22 protein-coding genes and 1 riboswitch are annotated in these 22,004 nt (G+C 72.0%); of the genes, 6 read left to right on the top strand and 16 right to left on the bottom strand.

The window, feature by feature from the left end; genetic code table 11:
- Positions 1–64: 64 nt before the first annotated feature.
- Both ACK8GG_RS05585 and ACK8GG_RS05590 read left to right on the top strand, forming a co-directional pair.
- Positions 65–664, top strand: coding sequence for a rhodanese-like domain-containing protein (locus ACK8GG_RS05585; RefSeq protein WP_440353065.1), 600 nt, complete (start codon positions 65–67; stop codon positions 662–664).
- On the top strand, positions 661–1,560 hold the full coding sequence (locus ACK8GG_RS05590; protein WP_440355741.1) for a sulfite exporter TauE/SafE family protein: 900 nt from the start codon (positions 661–663) through the stop codon (positions 1,558–1,560). The genes ACK8GG_RS05585 and ACK8GG_RS05590 overlap by 4 nt, the downstream gene beginning before the upstream one ends.
- 24 nt (positions 1,561–1,584) lie before the next feature.
- On the opposite strand, the gene ACK8GG_RS05595 is transcribed toward ACK8GG_RS05590, so the two are convergent.
- The gene (locus tag ACK8GG_RS05595) at positions 1,585–2,364 is read right to left on the bottom strand and encodes an endonuclease/exonuclease/phosphatase family protein (RefSeq protein WP_440353063.1); all 780 of its coding nucleotides are present in this window, start codon (positions 2,362–2,364) and stop codon (positions 1,585–1,587) included.
- 211 nt (positions 2,365–2,575) lie between these two features.
- Between ACK8GG_RS05595 and ACK8GG_RS05600 the strand changes: the two genes are divergently transcribed.
- Complete coding sequence (locus ACK8GG_RS05600; protein ID WP_440351007.1) at positions 2,576–3,343, top strand: sulfite exporter TauE/SafE family protein; 768 nt, start codon at positions 2,576–2,578, stop codon at positions 3,341–3,343.
- Between the two features lie 242 nt (positions 3,344–3,585).
- On the opposite strand, the gene ACK8GG_RS05605 is transcribed toward ACK8GG_RS05600, so the two are convergent.
- On the bottom strand, positions 3,586–5,673 hold the full coding sequence (locus tag ACK8GG_RS05605) for a catalase (protein WP_440355742.1): 2,088 nt from the start codon (positions 5,671–5,673) through the stop codon (positions 3,586–3,588).
- 236 nt (positions 5,674–5,909) lie between these two features.
- On the opposite strand from ACK8GG_RS05605, the gene ACK8GG_RS05610 reads away from it, so the two are divergent.
- Together ACK8GG_RS05610 and ACK8GG_RS05615 are read left to right on the top strand one after the other, a co-directional pair.
- Complete coding sequence (locus ACK8GG_RS05610) at positions 5,910–6,398, top strand: MarR family winged helix-turn-helix transcriptional regulator (RefSeq protein ID WP_440355743.1); 489 nt, start codon at positions 5,910–5,912, stop codon at positions 6,396–6,398.
- Positions 6,395–7,684, top strand: coding sequence for an MFS transporter (locus ACK8GG_RS05615; protein ID WP_440351010.1), 1,290 nt, complete (start codon positions 6,395–6,397; stop codon positions 7,682–7,684). The genes ACK8GG_RS05610 and ACK8GG_RS05615 overlap by 4 nt, the downstream gene beginning before the upstream one ends.
- A gap of 72 nt (positions 7,685–7,756) precedes the next feature.
- Here ACK8GG_RS05615 and def read toward each other — a convergent pair whose 3' ends face one another.
- On the bottom strand, positions 7,757–8,263 hold the full coding sequence (gene def / locus ACK8GG_RS05620; protein ID WP_440355744.1) for a peptide deformylase: 507 nt from the start codon (positions 8,261–8,263) through the stop codon (positions 7,757–7,759).
- A complete protein-coding gene (locus ACK8GG_RS05625; protein WP_440355745.1) occupies positions 8,260–9,501 on the bottom strand; it encodes a chorismate-binding protein in 1,242 nt (413 codons plus the stop codon). The genes def and ACK8GG_RS05625 overlap by 4 nt, the downstream gene beginning before the upstream one ends.
- Positions 9,502–9,626: 125 nt before the next feature.
- On the opposite strand from ACK8GG_RS05625, the gene ACK8GG_RS05630 reads away from it, so the two are divergent.
- Complete coding sequence (locus ACK8GG_RS05630) at positions 9,627–9,827, top strand: DUF5999 family protein (RefSeq protein WP_440351013.1); 201 nt, start codon at positions 9,627–9,629, stop codon at positions 9,825–9,827.
- A gap of 116 nt (positions 9,828–9,943) precedes the next feature.
- Here the strand turns inward: ACK8GG_RS05630 and gcvP are convergent, their stop codons facing one another.
- From gcvP to ACK8GG_RS05690, 12 genes are all read right to left on the bottom strand, one after another.
- Positions 9,944–12,760 carry an aminomethyl-transferring glycine dehydrogenase gene (gene gcvP, locus ACK8GG_RS05635; RefSeq protein ID WP_440355746.1) on the bottom strand — a complete coding sequence of 939 codons (2,817 nt, stop codon included), beginning with the start codon at positions 12,758–12,760 and terminating at the stop codon, positions 9,944–9,946.
- Between the two features lie 85 nt (positions 12,761–12,845).
- Positions 12,846–12,938: riboswitch (glycine riboswitch) on the bottom strand.
- 112 nt (positions 12,939–13,050) lie between these two features.
- The gene (locus tag ACK8GG_RS05640) at positions 13,051–13,938 is read right to left on the bottom strand and encodes an NAD-dependent protein deacetylase (RefSeq protein WP_440353357.1); all 888 of its coding nucleotides are present in this window, start codon (positions 13,936–13,938) and stop codon (positions 13,051–13,053) included.
- A gap of 69 nt (positions 13,939–14,007) precedes the next feature.
- A complete protein-coding gene (locus tag ACK8GG_RS05645; protein ID WP_440355747.1) occupies positions 14,008–14,889 on the bottom strand; it encodes an ATP-grasp domain-containing protein in 882 nt (293 codons plus the stop codon).
- A 182-nt stretch (positions 14,890–15,071) separates the two neighbouring features.
- Complete coding sequence (locus ACK8GG_RS05650) at positions 15,072–15,776, bottom strand: DivIVA domain-containing protein (RefSeq protein ID WP_440353056.1); 705 nt, start codon at positions 15,774–15,776, stop codon at positions 15,072–15,074.
- Positions 15,773–16,957: a globin domain-containing protein gene (locus tag ACK8GG_RS05655; protein WP_440353055.1), complete on the bottom strand. Its 1,185-nt coding sequence runs from the start codon at positions 16,955–16,957 to the stop codon at positions 15,773–15,775. Before ACK8GG_RS05655 ends, ACK8GG_RS05650 begins: the two co-directional genes overlap by 4 nt.
- 2 nt (positions 16,958–16,959) lie before the next feature.
- Positions 16,960–17,358: a group I truncated hemoglobin gene (locus ACK8GG_RS05660; protein WP_440351018.1), complete on the bottom strand. Its 399-nt coding sequence runs from the start codon at positions 17,356–17,358 to the stop codon at positions 16,960–16,962.
- Between the two features lie 255 nt (positions 17,359–17,613).
- Positions 17,614–18,204 (bottom strand): MerR family transcriptional regulator, encoded by a 591-nt coding sequence (locus tag ACK8GG_RS05665; protein WP_440353054.1) that lies wholly within the window; start codon positions 18,202–18,204, stop codon positions 17,614–17,616.
- Between the two features lie 157 nt (positions 18,205–18,361).
- The gene (locus tag ACK8GG_RS05670; RefSeq protein WP_440351020.1) at positions 18,362–18,826 is read right to left on the bottom strand and encodes a bifunctional nuclease family protein; all 465 of its coding nucleotides are present in this window, start codon (positions 18,824–18,826) and stop codon (positions 18,362–18,364) included.
- A 174-nt stretch (positions 18,827–19,000) separates the two neighbouring features.
- The gene (gene ftsR, locus ACK8GG_RS05675; RefSeq protein WP_440353053.1) at positions 19,001–19,693 is read right to left on the bottom strand and encodes a transcriptional regulator FtsR; all 693 of its coding nucleotides are present in this window, start codon (positions 19,691–19,693) and stop codon (positions 19,001–19,003) included.
- A 50-nt stretch (positions 19,694–19,743) separates the two neighbouring features.
- Positions 19,744–20,196, bottom strand: a complete 453-nt coding sequence (odhI, locus tag ACK8GG_RS05680) for an oxoglutarate dehydrogenase inhibitor Odhl (RefSeq protein ID WP_440351022.1) — start codon at positions 20,194–20,196, stop codon at positions 19,744–19,746.
- 210 nt (positions 20,197–20,406) lie between these two features.
- On the bottom strand, positions 20,407–20,787 hold the full coding sequence (gene gcvH, locus ACK8GG_RS05685; RefSeq protein ID WP_440353052.1) for a glycine cleavage system protein GcvH: 381 nt from the start codon (positions 20,785–20,787) through the stop codon (positions 20,407–20,409).
- Between the two features lie 64 nt (positions 20,788–20,851).
- Entirely contained in the window at positions 20,852–21,994 is a 1,143-nt protein-coding gene (locus tag ACK8GG_RS05690; RefSeq protein ID WP_440353051.1) for a DUF881 domain-containing protein, read from the bottom strand.
- Positions 21,995–22,004 lie beyond the last annotated feature (10 nt).

The following is a 22,004-nucleotide window of genomic DNA, read 5'->3' on the forward strand; positions in this document are numbered from 1 at the left end:
ACGGCACACACGCCCGTGCCGCCGCGCTCCCGGCAACCCCCACCACCGACCAGAAACAAGGACCATGACCAGCAGCAACGCCACGATCGACCCCACCGCCCTGCGGGAACTGCTCGACACCGGCAACGGCGTACGGGTACTCGACGTCCGCACCCCCGGCGAGTTCGAAAGCGCACACATCCCCGGCGCGTACAACGTGCCCCTGGACCTGCTCAAAGAGCACCGCGCAGAACTCCGCGCACACCTCGACGACGACATCGTCCTCGTGTGCCACTCCGGCGCCCGCGCCACCCAGGCCGGCCAGAGCCTCGCCCAAGCCGGCCTGCCCCACCTCAAGGTCCTCGCCGGCGGCATGCTCGCCTGGCGCAACAGCGGCGCACCCGTCAACGAGGCCAAAGCCCGCTGGAACCTCGAACGTCAGGTCCGCCTCGTCGCCGGCGCCATCGTCCTGCTCGCGGTCCTCGCCTCGACCGTGATCCCCGGCGCGAAATGGGTCGCCGCCCTCATCGGCGCCGGACTCACCTTCGCCGCCGTCACCAACACCTGCGCCATGGGCATGATGCTCGCCAAACTCCCCTACAACCGCGCCACCGCCACCTGCGACCTCGGCACCATCGTCGCCCAGCTACGCGAGGGCGCCCCGACCGCACCGGCCACCCGATGAGCGCGGGCACCGCCCTCACGGTCATCCTGGCCGTCGGCATCGGCGTCACCCTCGGCCTGCTCGGCGGCGGCGGTTCCATCCTCGCCGTGCCGCTGCTGGTCTACGTCGCCGGGCTGCCCGGCAAGGAAGCCATCGCCACCTCGCTGCTCGTCGTCGGCGTCACCAGCGCCGTCGCCGTCATCCCCCACCTGCGCGCCGGCCGCGTACGGTGGCGCACCGGCCTGATCTTCGGCGCCGCCGGCATGGTCGGCGCCTACCTCGGCGGCCTCGCCGGAGCGAAACTGCCCGAGAAACTGCTGCTCGTCGCCTTCGCCCTGATGATGCTCGCCACCGCCGGCGCGATGATCCGCGGCCGGCGCAACACCACCGGCAACGCCACCCCCACCGACCTGCCAATCCGACGGATCCTGCTCGACGGAGTCGTCGTCGGCGCCGTCACCGGACTCGTCGGCGCCGGCGGCGGATTCCTCGTCGTCCCCGCCCTGGCCCTGCTCGGCGGACTCCCCATGCCCATCGCCGTCGGCACCTCACTCGTCGTGATCGCCATGAAGTCCTTCGCCGGACTCGCCGGCTACCTCAGCACCGTACAGATCAACTGGGCGCTCGCCGCGGCAGTCACCGCCGCCGCGGTCCTCGGCAGCCTCATCGGCGGACGCCTCGCCGGCCGCATCCCCGAGACGACCCTGCGCAAGACCTTCGGCTGGTTCGTCGTGGTCATGGGCGTGTTCACCCTCGCCCAGGAACTCCCCACCGCAATGGTCACCTCGCTCTGGCTCTGGGCCGGCCTGCTCCTCACCACAGCCGTCGCCCTGGCCGTGCACCGCCACCGCAGCCGCCGGCGTGCCACCACGCCCCCGCCGCCATCGCCACCCACCCGGGTCGGCGCCACCCGCTGACGGGCCCGTCCCGCACCGACGACCTCAACCCAGATCGATGACCAACGGCCGATGATCCGAGACCACCGACAGCGGAGTGTGCACGTCCCGCACCGGCGGCAACATCGCCAGCGCGTCCGGATCAGCCAGCATGTGATCCAACTGCACCCGCGGCACCACCGACGGAAACGTCCGCGCGCCCCCCAACGGCCGCCAGCGCGTCACCAGCCGCACCGCCCCCGCCGGCAGATTCAGATCCCCCATCAGCAGCCGAGGCCCCGGCAACGACCGCAACGCCCGCAGCACCTGCCGCAACTGCAACACGTTCCACCCCGGCACGAACGACAAATGCGTCGCCGCCACCGTCAACCGGCCCAGCGGCGTCTGCACCACCGCCGCCAACACCACCCGCGGCTCGTCATCCAGCAACACCAGTCGCCGCCCCATCCCCGGCACCACCATCGGCGACCGCACCGGCGACGAACGCAACCGGAACACCTGCCACGACACCACCGGATACCGGCTCACCAGCCCCACGCCGTAACAGGGCTGCCCAAAACCGTCGTCATCAGCCCGCAACCGCCGGAACACCCCACCCGGCGTACCCACCAGCGCCGCGGCGAACCGGTGCTCGGCAGCCCCCAACGCCCGCGCGGCGATCGCCGTCTGATCCAGCCCGCCACTGCGGGACTGATCCCGATCCACCTCCTGCAACGCGAGGATGTCGGCGTCGATCGCCCCCACCGCCGCCGTCAGCCGCTCGGGATCCACCAGGCCGTCGTCCGGAGAACGGCCGTGCAGCAGATTGAACGTGGCCAAGCGCACCCCTGCACCCTACGTGCCGCCATGCCACAGTTGCCCCGTGATCTTCAAGGCGCTCTTCTGTTCCCTGCTGGTATTCCTCGTCGCCTCAGCCATCGGACTCTGGATCCGCCGCCTCCGCGGCCGCTGACCAACACCCCGGCCCGACGAACACCCAGGTGAAGCTCCCCACACCAGCTCACCGACACCACCGGCCGCCCGGAAGAATCACCGCGTGGATCCCGCCTCCCTCGGCCTGCTGCTCACCGCCGCCACCCTCGCCGGCTGGGTCGACGCCGTCGTCGGCGGCGGCGGCCTGCTCCTGCTCCCCGCCCTGCTCATCGCCGTACCCGGCGCACCCGTGGCCACCGCCCTGGGCACCAACAAACTCGCCGCCATCTTCGGCACCAGCACCGCCGCACTCACCTACGCCCGCCGCACCCGCATCGACTGGCGCGTCGCCGGCCCCGCCGCCGCCATAGCCGTCCTCGTCGCCGGCGTCGGCGCCGCGCTCGCCGGGACCATCCCCGCCGAGGCGTACCGGCCCGCGGTGCTCGCCGTCCTCGTCGCCGTCGCTCTCTTCGTCACCCTGCGACCCAGCCTCGGCCTGCACGCCGCGCCCGGCCGGCGCACCCCCGCCCGCGCCGCCGCGGCCATCGCCATCGCCGGCGGCGGCATCGCCCTCTACGACGGAATGATCGGCCCCGGCACCGGCACCTTCCTCATCCTCGCCTTCACCACCGTCATCGGCGCCAACTTCCTGCACGCCTCCGCCATGGCCAAGCTCGTCAACGCCGGCACCAACCTCGGCGCGCTCATCGTCTTCGCCTCCACCGGGCACGTCATGTGGCAGCTCGGCCTCGCCATGGCCGCCTGCAACGTCATCGGCGCCCTGATCGGCTCCCGCATGGCGATCCGACGAGGTGCCGGATTCGTCCGCGCCGTCCTGCTCGTCGTCGTGCTCGCCCTGATCGTCAAACTCGGCTACGACCAGTTCACCTGACCGCCCGGCTCACCGGAGCCCGCAGGGCAGGTCGCCGGCGTATGACGGGTGCGCCTGTCCCGAAAAGGCGGCGGCCCCCCGCGACAAAGGGAGACCCGGGCCCCCCCCCGGACCCACCCACAAAGCCCACAACGCACACACCCCGCCGCGCGAAAAACCCGCCCCCCCCCCCCCCCCCCCCCCCCCCCCCCCCCCCCCCCCCCCCCCCCCGCCCCCCCCCCCCGCCGCCGGGTCACACCCGATCAGGCCGACACGGCATCCACCGGACGCTCGAAGAACCGGTGCGCCGCCACCGCCGTCACCAGCTGCCCCAGGAAATCCTCATCCGGCGCGCCCGCGCCGGAAGTGAGCACCCCGGCCTCCGCCGCCGCATCCCCGGCCGGCAGGTTCGCCGCGGTACGCACCATCGCACCCGCCCCGATGAACGCCACCGGCTTGGCATGCTTGTACGCCTCGGCCACGAAGTGCACCGCGTACCCGTCACCGCAGATCAGCTCCGCAGCCGCAGTGCCGTCGGGCACCACCACCGCGTCGTAGAGCACCGACGCGACAGTGACGATCGCCCGGTCCACCGGCAGCGGCGTCCCGTCGGCGGCCGTCACCGCACCGTCCACCGGTGCCAGCAGCTCCGGCACCGCCCCCTGGGCCTTCAGCGTCTCCACCAGAGGGGTGACGCTCGCCGCGTCCACGCCGTCGGCCACCAGGATGGCGACCTTCCGGCCGAGAGGCTTGTCCTTCGGTTCGATCGCCTGGCTCAACGCCGGCGACCTGCCACCGAAGTTGTCCGTGACCTTCTCCGGGGCGGCGACACCGAGGCCCTGGGCGACCGCCACCGCCAGGTCGTTGTCGATGCGGTTGAGGTGCTCCACCATCCGCTGGCGGATCTCCTTGCGGACCACCCGGCCCAGCTCGAAGCGGTACGCCGCGACGATGTGCTTCTTCTCCCACGGCGACATGCTGTTCCAGAACATCGCCGCCTGGCTGTAGTGGTCGGCGAAGCTCTCCGGCCGCAACCGCAGCTTCGGGCCCGCCACCTGCGACGGGTAGTGCACGTACCCGCGGTCGCCCTGCGGCGTCGGCGTGTTGCCGCTGATCGAGTTGGGGTGGTAGTTCGCCTCGCGCGCCGGTACGGCGTCGAAGTGGAAACCGTCCTGCTGGTGGTTGTGCACCGGCGCCACCGGCCGGTTGATCGGGATCTGCGCGAAGTTCGGCCCGCCCAGCCGGGTCAGCTGGGTGTCCAGGTAGGAGAAGAGGCGGCCCTGCAGCAGCGGGTCGTCGGTGAAGCCGATGCCGGGCACCACGTTCTGCACACAGAAGGCGATCTGCTCGGTCTCGGCGAAGAAGTTGTCGGGGTTGCGGTCGAGGACGAGCTTGCCGACCCGGCGTACCGGAATGATCTCCTCAGGGATGAGCTTGGTGGGGTCGAGGACGTCGAAGTCGAGCCGGGCGGCCTCCTCCTCGGTGAAGAGTTGCAGACCGAGCTCGTACTCCGGGTGGTTGCCCGACTCGATCGCCTCCCACAGATCCCGGCGGTTGAAGTCCGGGTCCTTGCCGGCGATCTTCTGCGCCTCGTCCCAGACCAGCGAGTGGGTGCCGAGCTTCGGGATCCAGTGGAACTTCACGAAGGTCGAGCGCCCCTCGGCGTTGATCAGCCGGAAGGTGTGCACGCCGAAGCCCTGCATCATCGCGTAGCTGCGCGGCAGCGCCCGGTCCGACATCAGCCACATGACGTGATGCATCGTCTCCGGCTGCAGCGAGACGAAGTCCCAGAAGGTGTCGTGCGCCGAGGCGGCCTGCGGGATCTCGTTGTGCGGCTCGGGCTTGACGGCATGGATGACGTCGGGGAACTTGATGGCGTCCTGGATGAAGAAGACCGGCATGTTGTTGCCGACCAGGTCGAAGTTGCCCTGCCGGGTGTAGAACTTCGTCGCGAAGCCGCGCACATCCCGGACGGTGTCGGCCGAGCCGCGCGAGCCCTGCACAGTCGAGAAACGAACGAAGACCGGCGTACGCAGCGACGGGTCGCAGAGGAAATCGGCGCTGGTGTACTCGGCGAGCGACTCGTACAGCTGGAAGTAGCCGTGTGCGCCCGAGCCGCGGGCGTGCACCACGCGCTCCGGGATCCGCTCGTGGTCGAACCGCATGATCTTCTCGCGGAAGTGGAAGTCCTCGAGCAGGGTCGGGCCCCGATCACCGGCCTTCAGTGAGTTGTCGGTGTCCTGGACGGGGATCCCCTGGTCGGTGGTCATCCCCTGCCCCCGGTTGTCCACCTGGTAGCTCGCCAGCTGTGCGTCCTTGACGGACTGAGGTGCCTGCTCGCGGTCGGTCATCTCTTGGCCTGGGCCTTTCTGTCGGTTGTCCTTCTCCCCTCCCTTTCCAGCTGTGCGACCGCGAAACCGCGCCGGCTTGTGTTGGTGCTGTCGCCGGGCTTGCCCGGCGTCTTCTTTGTGATGAGGGCTATGCCCTCTAGGCCATCCTAGGACGCTAGGTTATGGGGGGGAAGCGGGGTCGTGGGGGCTGGCGAGCTACATCAGGGGCGATGTCGCAGCGCTGTTATATTAGCGCTGTGACATCTTCGGACCCAACCGCGCTACGCGATCCCTGGCACGGTCTGCACGAGCTGCTGGCGGCCATGGAAGCCGAGATCGAGCAGGTCTACGTCGAGCGTGGCATCACCGGGGTCCGGCCCCGGTTCGCCTATCCCCTGATCCGGCTCGCCCACACCGGACCAATGACCATTCGCGAGCTTGCGACGTCCCTGGGTCGCTCCCACTCCGCGGTCAGCCAGACCATCGCCGCCATGCGCAAAGAGGATCTGGTCACCTCCGAGCCGGGGCCTGACGCCCGCACCCGGCGAATCGACCTGACCGAACGGGGCAGATTACTGGTGCCGTTCCTGGAGGCCGAGTGGCGTGCCACCCACGAGACGGTCGCCGAGCTGGACCGGGAGATCCCTTACGCGATGACAGCCGTTGTGGAGCAGGTGCGGCGGGCGCTTGCGCGCCGGCCGATGCGGCAGCGGATCCTCCACCACCTTGTCGAGCCACCGCCGTGAGAAGGCGGGTCCGGTTCCTCGACACCCGCCCGCTGCGGGGCAGTCAGTCGTTTCGCGACCTGTGGATCGGTTCCTCCGCCGCGCAGCTCGGTGCGCAGATAGCCAACGTGGCGGTGCTGGCCCAGGTCTGGGAGCTCACCGGCAGCCCGGTGAGCACCGGCGCCATCGGGCTCGCCGTCGGCGGGCCGATGGTGCTGTTCGGACTGCTCGGCGGCACGTTGGCCGACGGCTTTGACCGCCGTTCGGTGCTGCGGGCCGCCACCGCCGGCCAGGTGCTGGCCGCCGCAGGACTGTGCGCCCAGGCCCTGGCGGGCAACTCAAGCGTGCCGCTGCTGCTCGCGCTGGTGGCTATCGGGGCGAGCAGCAGCGCTCTCGGCGCCCCTGCCCGGCGGGCCTTCCCGGTCCGGCTGCTGCCGGGTGACCAGGTCGCGGCCGGTCTTGCCCTGACCAACGTCTCCTTCCAGGCAGCGATGCTGACCGGTCCCGCGCTGGCCGGGGTGATCATCGCCGGATGGGGGTTCCCTGCCGCATACGCGGCCCAGGCCGTGGCCCTGGCAGTCGCAATGCTCACGGTGATCCGGCTGCCTGCCATGCCGCCCGACGGCGCCGATCCGGCAGCCGGCCGACGCCGGCCGGAGCGTGGCGGTTGGACTATCGTCCTGCGCCGCCCGACGCTGTGGGGCTCGATGGCGACCGACCTGTCCGCGACGCTGCTCGCCATGCCCGTCGCGCTCTTCCCGCTGGTCAACGAGATCCGTTTCGGCGGAAACCCGCAGACCCTCGGCCTGTTCCTCTCGGCCGTCGCGCTCGGGGGCATCACGGCCGGTCTGCTCTCCGGCACGGTGACGCGCTGGCGCCGTGCCGGCCTGGTGCAGCTCGCCGCAGCCGCTGTCTGGGGCTTGGCGCTGGCCGGTTTCGGTCTGGCCGGACCGTTGTGGCCGGCGCTCGGCTGCCTGGCCGTGGCGGGCGCCGCCGACACCGTCTCCGTCGTCACCCGCAGCGCCCTGGTCCAGCTGGAGACACCGGACGCGTACCGGGGGCGGGTCTCCTCGGTGGAGCACGTCATCGGGGTCGCGGGGCCAGAACTCGGCAACTTTCGTGGTGGCCTGTTGGCGTCGGCCACCTCCGCCTCCTTCTCGCTGGTCTTCGGCGGGCTCTCCGCGCTCCTGGCGATCGCCGCCGTGGCGGCGGCCAACGCACCTCTTCGTGCCTACCGCACCCCGGCTGCTGCGGAGCCGACTCCCCATGGAGTCGCCGACGCGGCGGCCGCTGGTCAGGTTCACTGATTCGCCTTCGGCGCAGCGGCGAGGGGCCACCGGTGTCGGCGGCGGTCCGCAGTTGCGGGGCGGCCGTCCGGGTCAGGCCGAAGGACGGTCGAAGCGACCGGTGCGGATCTCGCGCAGCGCCTGACGGCGAGCCGCTCCCCGGAGTGTGTCCACGTACAGCCGGCCGGCCAGGTGGTCGGTCTCGTGCTGCAGCGCGCGGGCCAGGAAACCGCTGCCGGTGACGGTCAGTGGCTCGCCGTGCTGGTCGAAGCCTGCGACGGTGACGTGCATGGCGCGCGGGGTCGGGAAGTAGAACCCGGGAATCGACAGGCAGCCCTCGTCGTCGTCCTGCAACTCTTCGGAGAGCTCCACGATCTCCGGGTTGACCAGGTGTCCTCGGTGGCCGTCGGCGTCGTAGACGAAGACACGCAGACCGACCCCGATCTGCGGGGCGGCGACCCCGGCCCGGCCCGGCGCGCCGAGCATGGTGTCCATCAGGTCGGCCACCAGCGCACGCAGTTCGGCGTCGAAGCTGGTCACCGGGTCGCATTCGGTACGCAGGACAGGGTCACCGATGATCCGGATCGGTCGCATGGTCATGATCCAAGGCTATCCGCTGTGCCGCCCGACGCGGCCACGGCCGCCCGTAGCGGTGCCGCTTTCGCGGCCGCCTCGGCGACCTCCGCCCAGGGTTCACTGCCCCAGGTGATCCCGCCGCCGGCCCACATGTGCAGCCGGTCACCGTCGGCGGCCACCGTCCGGATGGTCAGCCCCAGGTCGAGCCCGGCCGGACCGAGCCAGCCGAGCGCCCCCATCGCGGCGCCGCGCCCGACCGGCTCCAGCCGGGCGACCTCCCCGAGCGCGGCGAGCTTCGGCGCCCCGGTCACCGAACCCCCGGGACAAACCGCGCGCAGCAGCGCGGCCAGGCCGATCCCGTCGTCGAGGCGGGCCGAGACTGTCGACTCCGCCTGCCACAGGTCGCACCAGCGCCGCACCGCGTAGAGCTCGTCGACCCGTACGGAGCCGGTTCGCGCCACCCGGGCCAGGTCGTTGCGCTCCAGGTCGACGATCATGACGTGTTCGGCCCGTTCCTTCACCGAGGCGAGCAGCTCGGCCCGCCCGGCCGCGGTCGCCGGACGGGTGCCCTTGATCGGCCGGGTCACCACCTGCCCGCCGCTGACCTGCACCAGTGTCTCCGGGGAAGCGCAGCCGATCGCCCAGCCCCGGCCGGTGAGCACTCCCCCGTATCGCGCGCCCGGCAGCGCGGCCAGCCGGCGCAGCGCCGGCAGTGGGTCACCGCGGTACCGGGCAGCGGCATGGCCGACGAGGTTGACCTGGTAGACGTCGCCGGCGGCGATCGTCTGCCGGACCGCCGAGACGGCGTCGGCGTGCGCCTGCGGCGTCCAGCTCGCCGCCCACCCGTCCAGTTGCCAGGGCTGGGCGGCCGCGGCCGGCTGCGGGGCAGGCCGGGCCGGGGTGTGGGCGTAGAGGACCACCGCCACGTCCGGCAGCACGGGCGCGGGGCTCGGCTTCCCGACAGGTCCACCCACGGCCACCGCACCGGCCGCGGCGGAGAAGTGGAGGGCTGCCCCGCAGATCCCCGCCGGCCAGGTCCCGTCCGCCGCCTGGTTCAGCTCGGTCACCGGCAGTCCGTGCGCTGCGAGGAACTCCTCGGCCAGGACCGCCGGATCGCCGGGCTCGCCGACGCGCCACTCGAAACGCCCGACGGCGTGATGGCCGGCACCGCAGTCGCGCGGCGCGGCAGGCGGCAGCGCCTCAGCGGCTCCGAGCAGCGCAGACGGCAGCGAACCAGGGCCGGCGAGCGCGTCGATGCTCATCTACGCGACGCAGCTTCGGGTACGCGCACCGGAGGTCCTTCGATAGCAGACGCACGGACTTGGTACTGTGCGTCCCTTAGATCTGTGAAACGTGCCACAAGCGAACCCACAGTCCGGAGACCCCGATGTGCCAGCACCAACCGCCCTGCCCCTCCGCAGAAGCCACCGACCGGGAGGCGGCGCGGATCGTCGCCCGCTTCCCGGAGCAGGGATGGAGCCTACTCTGCAACGGTGTGATCCTCTTCGAGGACACCGGTGAGCTGCTCCCCGACGGAAGCACCGTCGCCCCGCGGCGTGGACCGGCCCGGCGCACCGTCGCCGCCTGAGCCGACAACCACACGTAGTCGCTGATCACCCGCCACCGGTCACCTGCTCCCCCGACCGGCCGCGGCCAACGCCGGCGCCGGGACGGCGCACATCCCCGTCCCGGCAGCCACGGTCCTCACTCCTCGAACGCCTCCGGGGACGGACACGCACAGACCAGATTCCGGTCCCCGTACGCCCCGTCGACCCGGCGCACCGGCGGCCAGTACTTCCCGGCCCGCTCCACCCCCGCCGGGTACGCCCCGACCGACCGCGGGTACGGGTGCGGCCACTCGTCGGCGCTCACCATCGCCGCGGTGTGCGGCGCGTTGCGCAGCGGGTTGTCACCGGCCGGCCAGGTCCCCGTGCCGACCTCGTCGATCTCCCGCCGGATGGCGATCATCGCGTCGCAGAAGCGGTCCAGCTCCGCCAGGTCCTCGCTCTCGGTCGGCTCCACCATCAGCGTCCCCGCCACCGGGAACGACATCGTCGGGGCGTGGAAGCCGTGGTCGATCAGCCGCTTGGCGACGTCGTCCACGGTGACGCCGGTCGCCTTCGTCAGCGCCCGCAGGTCCAGGATGCACTCGTGCGCCACCAGCCCTTTGCTGCCGGAGTAGAGCACCGGGTAGTGCGCCCGCAGCCGGGCCGCCACGTAGTTCGCCGCCAGGACCGCCGTGCCGGTGGCCCGGGTCAGCCCTTCGGCGCCCATCATCCGCAGGTACGCCCACGCGATCGGCAGAATGCCGGCCGAGCCGTACCGCGCCGCCGAGACCGCCGGCGTCCCGTCGGCATCCAGCGGATCCCCGGGCAGGTACGGCGCCAGGTGCGCGCGTACCGCGACCGGTCCCACGCCGGGTCCGCCGCCGCCGTGCGGGATGCAGAAGGTCTTGTGCAGGTTCAGGTGCGACACGTCCGCGCCGAACTGGCCGGGCTTGGCGAAGCCGAGCAGCGCGTTGAGGTTGGCGCCGTCGACGTAGACCTGCCCGCCCGCGTCGTGCACCTTGGCGCAGCAGGTGGCGATGCCGCTCTCGTACACGCCGTGGGTCGAGGGGTAGGTGACCATGATGGCCGCCAGCTCGTCCCGGTGCTTTGCAATCTTGGCGTCCAGGTCGACCAGGTCGACGTTGCCGTCGGCGTCGCAGGCGACAACGACCACCCGCATCCCCGCCATCACCGCGCTCGCCGCGTTCGTGCCGTGCGCCGACGACGGAATCAGGCAGACCGTGCGGTGCGTCTCGCCCCGGTCCCGGTGGTACGCCCGGATCGCCAGCAGCCCCGCCAGCTCCCCCTGCGAACCGGCGTTGGGTTGCACGCTGACCGCGTCATAGCCGGTCACCTCGGCCAGCCACTCCTCCAGTGAGGAGATCAGCTCCCGGTAGCCGGTGGTCTGCGCGGCCGGAGCGAAGGGGTGCAGGTCGGCGAAGCCGGGCCAGCTGATCGGCTCCATCTCGGCGGTGGCGTTGAGCTTCATGGTGCAGGAGCCGAGCGGGATCATGCCGCGGTCCAGCGCATAGTCGAAGTCGGCCAGCCGGCGCAGGTAACGCAGCATCGCCGTCTCCGACCGGTGGGCGTGGAAGACCGGGTGCGTCAGGTACGCGGTGGAACGCGCCGGCCCGGCGGGCGCCGGCGACTGCGGCTCACCGGTGGGGGCGTCGACGCCGAAGGCGGCCCAGACGGCCCGCAGGTGCTCCTCGGTTGTCGTCTCGTCGCAGGCGATCCCGACCCGGTCGGCGTCGACCAGGCGCAGGTTGACACCGCGCTCGGCGGCCGCGGCCACCACCGCGGCGGCGCGCTGCGGGACCACGGCCGTGACCGTGTCGAAGAACGGCTCGGCGCCGGTCTCCACCCCGCCGGCCCGCAGCCCGCCGGCGAGCCGGTCCGCCATCGCGTGCACCCGTTCGGCGATGCGCCGCAGCCCGTCCGGGCCGTGGTAGACGGCGTACATGCCGGCCATCACCGCCAGCAGCACCTGCGCGGTGCAGATGTTGCTGGTGGCCTTCTCCCGGCGGATGTGCTGCTCGCGGGTCTGCAACGCCAGCCGGTACGCCCGTTCGCCGGCCGCGTCGCGGGAGACCCCGACCAGCCGGCCGGGCAGCATCCGCTCCAGTCCCGCCCGGACGGCGAGGTAGCCGGCGTGCGGGCCGCCGTAGCCCATCGGCACGCCGAAGCGCTGGGTGGTCCCGGCAGCGATGTCGGCGCCGATCTCCCCCGGCGGGCGCAGCAGGGTCAGGGCGAGCAGGTCCGCGGCGACGGTCACCAGCGCGCCGCGCTCGTGCGCCGCCTCGACCAGGTCCCGGTGGTCACGGACGGCCCCCGACGCCCCGGGGTACTGCAGGTGCAGGCCGAAGAGCTCGGCGGGCAGGTCGGTGGTGGCCAGGTCCAGCACCCGCACCTCGATGCCGAGCGGTTCGGCGCGGGCGCGGAGCACGGCGACGGTCTGCGGCAGAGCGTCGGCGTCGACGACGTAGACGGCGCTGCCGTTGCGGCTCGCCCGCCGGGCCAGGGTCATCGCCTCGGCGGCGGCGGTCGCCTCGTCGAGCATGGAAGCGTTCGCCAGCGGCAGCGCGGTCAGGTCGGCGACCATGGTCTGGAAGTTCAGCAGCGCCTCCAGCCGGCCCTGGCTGATCTCCGGCTGGTACGGGGTGTAGGCGGTGTACCAGGCCGGGTTCTCCAGCACGTTGCGCCGGATCACCGGCGGCGTGTGGGTGCCGTGGTACCCGAGTCCGATCATGGAGACGGCGACGGTGTTGCGGTCGGCGAGGGCCCGCAGCTGCGCCAGCGCCTCCTGCTCGGTGGCAGGCTCCGGCAGGTCGAGCGTGCCGTGCCAGCGGATCACCTCAGGGATAGCGGCGTCCATCAGCTCCTCGACGGAGCCGTAGCCGACGGCCTCCAGCATCCGGGCCTGCGCTGCCGCATCAGGGCCGAGGTGACGGTTGACGAACTGCTCGACGGTCATGGGCGGCGCTCCCAGGCGGTGAGGTCGACGGGTCGGCCTCCCCCTCTGTCGCGCCCGGAACAGATTCCGGCCCGCTTCACAGTGCCTGCCCTGCGTGGTCCTTTTGCCTGAGAGGTTCCGGGGAGGGGTTGCCCCTTCGGCGCCGTCGGAACGTGACGGTCTCTCCCACGCGGGTGTTGCCGGCACGTTCCACGCTACCAGCGGCGACCGTCACCGCATCGCGCCCCCGGACCGGACCGTCATGATCGACGCCGCGGCACGGGCCGGCCGCGTGGCTGCCGGCGGAGAGTTCAGGCGCTCACCGGGACGGTCGACGGCGGCGGGGTGGGGCCGGTCCCCGTCGGCGGGGACGGGGTGCCCTCGACGTGCCGGCAGAGCTCGGGCAGGACCACCCCGAGCGGGGCGTCGAGGCTGAGCGTGGCGCAGCCGTCGCCGCGGGTCGGCCCCTGGTTGACGATGGCCACCTCGATGCCGAGGGCGGCGGCCCGGGTGACGAACCGGCGACCGGAGAAGACGGTCAGGGAGGAGCCGAGCACCAGCAGCAACCGGGCCCGCTCCACCAGGTCGAAGCAGCGGGCCACCCGGTCGGCGGGGACGTTCTCACCGAAGAAGACCACGTCGGGTTTGAGGATGCCGCCGCAGTCCACGCAGTCGACCGTACGGAAGGCCGCCACCGCCTCGGCGGGCAGGTCGACGTCGCCGTCGGGGTTGAGTTGCGCGCCGTGGTCGGCCAGGTGCGGATTCGCCGCCCGCAGCCGGCGGTCCAGCTCGGCCCGGTCGCTGCGCTGCCCGCAGCCGAGGCAGCGCACCCGCGCCAGGTTGCCGTGCAGTTCGATCACGTCGGGGCAGCCGGCCGCGGTGTGGAGTCCGTCGACGTTCTGCGTCACCACCGCGGTCACCAGCCCGTCGCGGTGCAGCCGCGCCACCGCCCGGTGCCCGTCGTTCGGGGCGGCACCGGTGATCGCCCGCCAGCCGAGGTGGCTGCGCGCCCAGTAGCGCTGCCGCGCCTGCGCATCGGCGACGAAGGCCTGATAGGTCATCGGGGTGTGCCGGCGCCGGGCCGCGCCGCTGGGTCCCCGGTAGTCCGGGATACCGGACTCGGTCGACAGGCCCGCACCGCTGAGCACCACCACGCCGCCGCCGGCTACCCGCTCGGCCAGCGCCTCGATTCGCTGCATCACGCTTCCATGCTGCCTCACGGGTGTGGCGGTCAGCGAGGACTCACCGACCCGGCTGCGCGGCCTGCCCTACGGCGTGGTCAGCGCCGCGTCGATCACCGCGGTGACGAGCGCGTCCAGGGTCGCCGGATCCGCCCAGAGGAACAGGTCCGGCTCGATCAGCTCGAGCTCCATCAGCAGCGGCGCGCCGTCCGGGCCGGGCACCAGGTCCACCCGGGCGTAGAGCGGCGGCGCACCATCGAGGGCGGCCAGCGCCGTACCCGCCACCGCCAGCTCCCGCTCGGTCGGCGTGTAGCGGCGCAGGTCCGGGTGCGCGTCCCGGTCGCTGTCGTAGGCGACGCCGGGCGCGAGCACCGCGCCCTTGCGTACGGCATGCCGGAACCGGCCCCCGACGAAGACCAGGGCTGCCTCCCCCGCGGTGTCGACCGCCGCCTGGTACGGCTGGATCATCACCGTGGCGCCGTCGGCGTGCAGGCAGCCGATCTGCGCGGCCGCCCGCTCGTGCTCCTGCGGGCCGTACCGGGCCGCGTGCAGGGCGCCGGCGCCGACGACCGGCTTGACGACGAACTCCCCCGCCGGCAGCGCCGGCTGCTGCCCGGGCGCGACGAAGGCGGTCGGGACCACCGGCACACCCCGCTCGCCCAGATCCGCCAGGTACGTCTTGACGGCGTTCCAGCGCACCAGCGGCCCCGGGTTGACCAGCCGGGTCGCCCCGGCGGCCCGGTCGACCCAGTCCAGGAACTCGGCGACGCGCCCCGGGTAGTCCCAGGTGGAGCGAATCAGCGCCAGGTCGAAGGCGGCCCAGTCCACGGCCGGATCATCCCAGCGCACCGTGCTCACCCGGGCCCGCTCACCGATCCGCTCGGCCAGCGCCGAGAGTTCGGTGTCGACGGTCAGCCCGAAATCGGAGGTGACCAGCGCGATCACCGGCTCGGTCCGCACTGCGCCCACCTGCTGCTCCTTGTCATCGCCACTGCCGCTCGGGCGGATCCGGTGTCACCGGCGCCATGTCCGCCGGCTCGTACCCGGCGATGGGCATCGACGCGACCCTACCCGCCGACGGCTCAGGTTCTCGCCCCCATTTGAAGGGCGCCCGGCCCGGTACGCCCGTACCGGGCCGGGCGGGCGGCCCCTCAGCGTTGGTACTGGCCGGGCAGGGCGGTCTGGCCGCCGGACCGCTGTGGGCCACCGGACTGCTGTGTGCCACCGGGCAGTTCCCGGGCCAGCCGGTCCATGGTGCGCGCCAGGTGCTCGCTGCCGTCGTCCAGATGCCGCGCGGCCGCCTGCATGTGCGAGATCATCATCTCGCCGTAGATACGCAGCGCCTCTCGGGCGGCGACCCCGTCGTCGAAGGTGTCCCCCGCGGTGCGCCGGTAGTCCTGCACCGCGCGTTCGGCCTCCTGCCGGGCCTCCTCGACCGCCGCCTGCATGTAGCTCTCGTACTGCACCCGGGCGTAATCGGCGACCCGCCGGGCGTACTCGTGGGCCTGGGCGATGATCTGCTCCGCCTCACGCTGCGCGGCGGAGAGCAGGTTCACCTCCTTCGCGGCCGGCAGTTTGGACCGTCCCGTGCTCGGCAGCACGCCGTGCCGGTGCAGCTCGAGCTGGTCGGTGAGGCGCTCGTTCTCTCCCCGCAGGTAGCCCACCTGCGCGGCGAGCACGTCCAGCTCGTCGGCGACCTGCATCCGGAACCGGTCGACGTCCTGGTGGTCATAGCCGCGCCGGGCGAACGAGGCGCTCTCGAACTCCCAGCGGCGCACCCGGTCGGCGGTCAGCCGCACCTGCGGTTCGGGCTCGACCGGAACACCGTCGTAGCTGCCGATCTGGGTAGCGCTCACAGGGCACCTCCGGCTGTTTCGGGTGTCAGGTGGGACGCGTCGTGACCCGCCGTGCGCCACGTCGGGCCGTACCAGTGCTTGCCGAGACCCTCGTGGTGCAGCTGCGCGGGGTGGTGCCCGGCCCGCACCAGGGCGGCGCGGGAGGCGAGCACCATCTCGTCGGAGCCGCAGATGTAGACGTGCCGGTCGCGCCAGTCGCCGTCGGCCAGCGCCGGCTCGTACGGATGTACCGGCTCGTGCGGACGGCGGGGATCGAGCCCGATCACGTGGGTCACCGTCAGCCAGGGGTAGGCGGCCGCGTACTTCGCGATCGTCTCGCCGTCGTAGAACTCCGACTGGGAGCGCGCGCCGACGTAGAGCGCGACCCGGCGCCGCCCACCCTCGGCGGCGACCTGCTCGACGAGCGAACGTACCGGCGCCCAGCCGGTGCCCGCGGCGAGCAGCAGCAGATCCGCGTCGCCGGCCCGGGCCAGGGTCAGCCGTTCACCGATCGGCGAGGCGAGGTGGAGCTGGTCGCCGACGCGGTTGCCGTAGACCAGGCGGGAGCTGACGGTGCCGCCGGGGGCGGCGCGCACGTGCAGCTCGATCGTGCCGTCGGGACGCGGCGCGTTCGCCGGCGAGTAGTAACGCCAGGAGCGCACGGCCGGATGGGACACCCCGATCGACTGGCCCGGGGTGAAGGGCAGCAGGTACTGGGGGCGCAGGGTGACCACGGCGACGTCGAAGGTACGCCGTTCGTGTCCGACGATCTCCCCCACCCACCAGGGCGGGGAGATGTTCTCGGCGGCCTCGGCGGCCTCGGTCATCACCTGTGCCACCAGGCCGTACGCCGCGGCCCAGTCCTCCGCCAGCTCCTCGCTCCACTCGTCACCGCTGAAGTGCGCCAGGGTGCCCAGCAGCGCCTCCCCTACTGCGGGGTAGTGCTCGGGCGCCACGGCGAACTTGCGGTGGTCGGCCCCGAGATCCTGCAGGAAGCCCACCAGACGATCCACCTGGTCCACATTGGTGACGATGTGTCCGAGTGCGGTGAAGAGCCGGTCCCGCTGCCCGGCCATGTTCGTGGGGAACATCTGCCGGATATCGGGATTGGCCAGGAAGAGCAAGGAATAGAAGTAGAGCGGCACCTGGTCGCCGTGCGAGGCGACCAGGTTCCAGCTCTGCTTGAGGCGGGCGACGTTCACGCTCAGGCGCCCGCGGTGTTCCCGTTGAAGACCACCTGGTCCTGCACCTGGCCCAGCACGGTCTGCACGTCGGCGATGATGTCGGCCGGCACGCCCAGCCCGATGAGCACGGCGACCAGGTGCTCGCCGACCAGGGCAAAGTGCGCTGCCGGGATCCGCAGCGGCTGGTGCGCCTCGGCCAGGCCGCGGCCGGCGTACTCGTTCGGTCCTCCCAGCACGGTGGCGAGCATCAGTGCGAGGTGGCGACGCTGCCCCGCCATGTCCACGGAGGCGAAGTAGCCGGCCAGTTCCGGGTCGGCGAGCACCCGGTCGTAGAACTGCTCGACCGCGGCGCGGACGGCCGGGGCGCCGCCGATGCGGTCGTAGTGGGAGGCCGCGGTGTTCTCCTGGGTAGCCGTCACAGTCGTTCCTTCCGGAGGGAATGGGCATCCGGCGTCACTCCTGCGCGGATGGCAGGCCCGCCGGTCGCATCTGGGGACGATAGCGTGCCCCATGATCAGCGCAATCGTCATCCTGCCATGTTCCGGAACCGGTTTCGGATTCGCCGTCCGGGCATCGATGACAGCGCCCGTGCGCGGTAACGCGGGCGTCCGGAAACGGGGGCGGTAGGGCAGCGACCCGGAGACGACACGAGGTCGATGCCGGCCTCGTTCGGCTCAGCCGGCGCGGCGGCGCGCCCGTCGGGCGGCCAGTTCGTCGCCGGCGCTCTCCTGCTCCGGCAACGGCATCGGCACGGCCGGGGCCGGGGCGGGACCCGCCGGCTCGGCCGGCAGCAGCGACAAAGATCCCTGGATCTCCTTGAAGGCCCCGCCGATCGCGATGCCGAAGACGCCCTGCCCGCCCTGGAGCAGGTCCACGACCTCCTCCGGCGAACGGCACTCGTAGACGGTGGTGCCGTCGGAGATCAGCGTGATGCCGGCCAGATCCCCCACCCCGCGGGAACGCAGCACCTCGATCGCGCGACGGATGTTCTGCAGCGACACGCCCGCGTCGAGCAAGCGCTTGACGACCTTGAGCACCACCAGGTCACGGAAGGAATAGAGCCGTTGCGTGCCGGAGCCGGAAGCGTCCCGGATGCTCGGCACCACCAGGCCAGTACGCGCCCAGTAGTCGAGCTGCCGGTAACTGATCCCGACCGCGCTACACGCCGTCACACCTCGGTACCCGACCGAATCGCCGTCGTCGGCGAACACGTCGTCGGCCTGGCCTGCCACCAGGGCCGGATCAGGGTCTCGTGGCTCATGCATCCGGATGACCTCCCCGCAAGTGCGGTGACCCACCGTTTACGTGGCGCGCCCCGACTGCGCAAAAGCCTATAGGGCAACGAGTCGGTTACCAGGAAGGAACGGCCACGACACGCCGATCACGAAAATGCTCCACTGTCGCCGGTGCAGCGGTAAACCGTCAGCCGGCGAAATCCTCGGGGCTGACCTGATCGAGAAACTCGCGGAACTTCTCGACCTCGTCCTCCTGCTCGTCGGGAATGACGATGCCCGCCTCGGCGAGAACCTCCTCGGCACAGCGGATCGGCGCACCGACCCGCAGCGCCAGGGCGATCGAATCGCTCGGCCGGGCGGAGACGCGCACGTCGTCACCGATGAGAAGGTCGGCGTAGAAGACGTTCTCCTTGAGCTCGACGATCTCCACCGCGCGCAGCGGGGCGTCGAGCGCCGTCAGGATGTCGCGCAGCAGATCGTGGGTCAGCGGCCGGGCCGGTTTGACGCCCTGCTGCTCGTAGGCGATCGCGGTGGCCTCCACCGCGCCGATCCACACCGGCAGGTAGCGGTCCCCGTCGACCTCCCTGAGCAGGACGATCGGCTGGTTGTTGGGCAGCTCCACCCGAACCCCGACCACGCTCAGCTCGCGCACCGCCGCCTCCGTGTCGTCGTCATTGTGCTGCACCCTTCCGGCACGACCGTACACGGAACGGGACAGGCCCGTCCCGTGTGATTCACCGCGTCCGTACGCGCCGGAAAGGGGGATACCCACGCAAGCCTACGGCACGCACCCCGGCGCCTGCCTGACGGCGAACGCCGGGGTGGATCATCCGCCGAGAGCCGACCGCAGCCCCACCCGGACCAGCGCCGCGTGCAGCTGCTGGGAGAGCGAGGCCAGCTCCCGTGCCAACTCGTCGGCACGGGCCCGCGCGGCCGGGTCCTTCTGCCGCGCCAGCGGGGCCACGAGCTGGGCGAAGAGGCCGACCTCGCGGTCCGCGGCCGAACGGAAACCGCGCAGATGCCGCGGCTCCAGGCCGTACGTCGCCAGCCCTGCCACCGCCCGGGCGATGATCACCGCGTCACCGTCGTACCAGCCGGAGGCACCCGAGCCGAGCACGCCGAGGCGCTCCAGCTCGGCCAGCGTGCTCTCCTCTATGCCGGTCCGTGCGATCAGCTCCGCCCGGCCCAGTCGTTCGTCGACCGGGACCGGTTCGCTGTCGGTGCGGCCCGGCACCGCACCGTCGGGTCCGACCGCGACCAGCGCCGGCCGTTGCGGCGGCGCGGCAGCGGTGTCCCGCTCGAGAAGCTGCTCACGGATCACCCGCAGCGGGAGGTACTGGTCCCGCTGGGCGGCCAGCACGAAGCGCAGCCGGTCGACATCCGCCCAGCTGTACTTGCGGTACCCGGACGGGCTCCGCTCCGGCTCGACCAGGCCTTCGGCCTCGAGGAACCGCAGCTTGGAAATGGTGGTGTCGGGAAACTCCACCCGCAGCTGCGCCAGCACCTCGCCGATGCTCATCAGCGCAGAGGTGTGCGCAACCGCCGGTGGCGTCGCCGCCGCAGGCTCGTTCACCCCCGGCCGGCCCCCTGCTCCGCACGCGGACCGGCGATGAAGACGACGCGGAACTTGCCGATCTGCACCTCGTCACCGTTGCTCAGCGTTGCCGCCTCGACCCGCTCCCGGTTGACGTAGGTGCCGTTGAGGCTGCCCACGTCCCGGACCGTGAAGGTGTTGCCGTCACGGTGGAACTCGGCGTGGCGGCGGGAAACCGTCACGTCGTCGAGGAAGATGTCACTGTCGGGGTGCCGCCCGCTGGTGGTGACGTCGTGGTCCAGGAGGAACCGGGCTCCGGCGTTCGGACCCCGCCGGACGACCAGCAGCGCCATCCCGGGGGGCAGCGAACCGGACATGCGGTTCGGCGCCACCTCGGTCTCCGGACCCTCGAGCACTTCCTCGAGCGAACCGAGATTGAGCGTCGAAGTGACGTCGAGTGGGGGGAACTCGTCGTCTGGGCGCGTCATGGGACCACCTCACGGTTCTATTCAGTCGGCGTCAGGGATGGCGGGTCTGGCCGCCGAGTGCTTTCACTCCCGGCGGCTGGCTCCCCGTGCCCAGGGAAGGCAATTCCGTAACGCCCTATGGTTTCTTCTCGGTCAACTGGACGAGCCTAGCCAGCGCCGAAATACAGAGCAACCGGACGCGCACACACCGCCATCGCGATGTCCGCGCGCTCAGCTTCCAGTCAGTTCGCCGTACGCCGTCGCGGTGAGCAGGTTCTGCACCGCGGCCGGTTCGGCCGGCGCCAGCTCGATCAGCCAGCCCTCGCCGTACGGGTCGGTGTTGATCAGCTCGGGGGTGTCGGCCAGCGCTTCGTTGCGGGCCACCACCGTGCCGTCGACCGGCGCGTAGAGCTCCGAGACGCTCTTGGTCGACTCGATCTCTCCGAACGGATCCCCGGCTGTCATCACGGCACCTGTCTCGGGCAGCTGCACGTAGACGATGTCACCCAGGGCGTCCTGCGCGAAGTGGGTGATGCCCACCCGCACGTTCGCGCCCTCGCCGCCGGCCACCCACTCGTGGTCGGCGGTGTACCGCAGATCATCAGGTATCACCAGTCGAGTCCTTCGTCGTCGCGCTGATCACGCGGGGCGAGGCGACACGCCGCGCGCCGCGCGGTCAGGATACCGGCTGGGCATGTTTCAAGCTGATCGATCCGCGCACGGCGATGACCTCCACCGTCCTGCGTTCTTCCATGGTCACGGTACCGCCGTCCTTGCTCACCGATGAGACCACCCCGCCCGGAATGTTCAGCGCGGTCCGCATCGTCGCCGGATCACCGATCACCGTGATCGTGTACGGCCCGGTCAACCGCCGGCCGTCGACGATCACACCGCTCTCGGCGGAAGGAGACGCGTCGACGAAGTAGGTGGACGCGACGATGCGCACCATTCCGCGGTCGGCCCCGGAGATCTGCATCGCCTCGGCGCCGGCGCCGCGCAGCTCCTGCACGGCGTTGAGCAGCACAGAGGCGCTGATCGGCGTACCCCGCCCTGCGAAGGTCACCTCCATGCCGGGCCCGGTGGCCTTGAGCGTGCCGGCGAGGATGCCGAGCTCGTCGGCACGCTTGGCCGCCTCCTCCAGCGCCGCCTGCCGGCCCTCCTCGCCGGAGCGCAGCTGCCGCTGACTCTCCTCGAGCTCACGGATCTCCTGGTTGAGGCGCTCCTCCTGGGACTGCAGGTCGGAGAGGATGCGGACCAGGTCCTCCTGCCGGGCGGTGCTCAGCGACCCGTCGGTGGCGGTGGACTTGAACTGGACCGCCACGGTGAACCCGAGCAGTGCCAGCAAGATCACAATGACCAGTCCCGCCGGGGTGCCCCCGGAGAACGGCGCCCAGAACTTGAGACCGCCGCGAGGCGCGGCGCCGTCCCCGCCGGCAGACGCCCCGGTCGTCTCGGCTCCGGCGTCCTGCTCGGGTTCGCCGACCGCGGCGCCGTGCTCGGGCGCTTCCGCGAGGGCGGCAGGCCCGGGTTCATCGGCCCCGGCGCCGCGCTCGGGTGCCCGACGCGCGGCCGGCTGCGGCTGCGCGGACGGCACGCCGGGCAGCGCCGTGCTCGCCGGCACCTCCTGCTGCGCATCGCCCGTGCCGGTCGGCGTCCCGTCGGCGCCGAGCTCGCGCGCCGCGGCCGGCGAGATGTCGCTCAGCTCGTCGGCCGGGGGCGCGTCGGGGCGCGGATCGGGCTCGCCGGCAGCGCCGGCGGGGCGGCCCGGTGCCGCACCCGCGGGCCAGCCGGTGCCGGTATCGCTCGGTTCCTGGCTCATCACAGCAAAC

Origin of the sequence: Melissospora conviva (assembly GCF_049523535.1) — a bacterium.
In the GTDB taxonomy this organism is placed as follows: Bacteria; Actinomycetota; Actinomycetes; order Mycobacteriales; family Micromonosporaceae; genus Melissospora; species Melissospora conviva.

What these genes read in the sequence shown, in the direction of transcription:
- ACK8GG_RS05585 (WP_440353065.1), top strand. Translation starts at nt 65, where the DNA reads ATGACCAGCAGCAACGCCACGATCGACCCCACCGCCCTGCGGGAACTG.
- ACK8GG_RS05590 (WP_440355741.1), top strand. Translation starts at nt 661, where the DNA reads ATGAGCGCGGGCACCGCCCTCACGGTCATCCTGGCCGTCGGCATCGGC.
- ACK8GG_RS05605 (WP_440355742.1), bottom strand. Translation starts at nt 5,673, where the DNA reads ATGACCGACCGCGAGCAGGCACCTCAGTCCGTCAAGGACGCACAGCTG.
- def (WP_440355744.1), bottom strand. Translation starts at nt 8,263, where the DNA reads ATGACCATGCGACCGATCCGGATCATCGGTGACCCTGTCCTGCGTACC.
- ACK8GG_RS05625 (WP_440355745.1), bottom strand. Translation starts at nt 9,501, where the DNA reads ATGAGCATCGACGCGCTCGCCGGCCCTGGTTCGCTGCCGTCTGCGCTG.
- ACK8GG_RS05630 (WP_440351013.1), top strand. Translation starts at nt 9,627, where the DNA reads ATGTGCCAGCACCAACCGCCCTGCCCCTCCGCAGAAGCCACCGACCGG.
- gcvP (WP_440355746.1), bottom strand. Translation starts at nt 12,760, where the DNA reads ATGACCGTCGAGCAGTTCGTCAACCGTCACCTCGGCCCTGATGCGGCA.
- ACK8GG_RS05640 (WP_440353357.1), bottom strand. Translation starts at nt 13,938, where the DNA reads ATGCAGCGAATCGAGGCGCTGGCCGAGCGGGTAGCCGGCGGCGGCGTG.
- ACK8GG_RS05665 (WP_440353054.1), bottom strand. Translation starts at nt 18,204, where the DNA reads ATGCATGAGCCACGAGACCCTGATCCGGCCCTGGTGGCAGGCCAGGCC.
- ftsR (WP_440353053.1), bottom strand. Translation starts at nt 19,693, where the DNA reads ATGAGCATCGGCGAGGTGCTGGCGCAGCTGCGGGTGGAGTTTCCCGAC.
- odhI (WP_440351022.1), bottom strand. Translation starts at nt 20,196, where the DNA reads ATGACGCGCCCAGACGACGAGTTCCCCCCACTCGACGTCACTTCGACG.
- ACK8GG_RS05690 (WP_440353051.1), bottom strand. Translation starts at nt 21,994, where the DNA reads ATGAGCCAGGAACCGAGCGATACCGGCACCGGCTGGCCCGCGGGTGCG.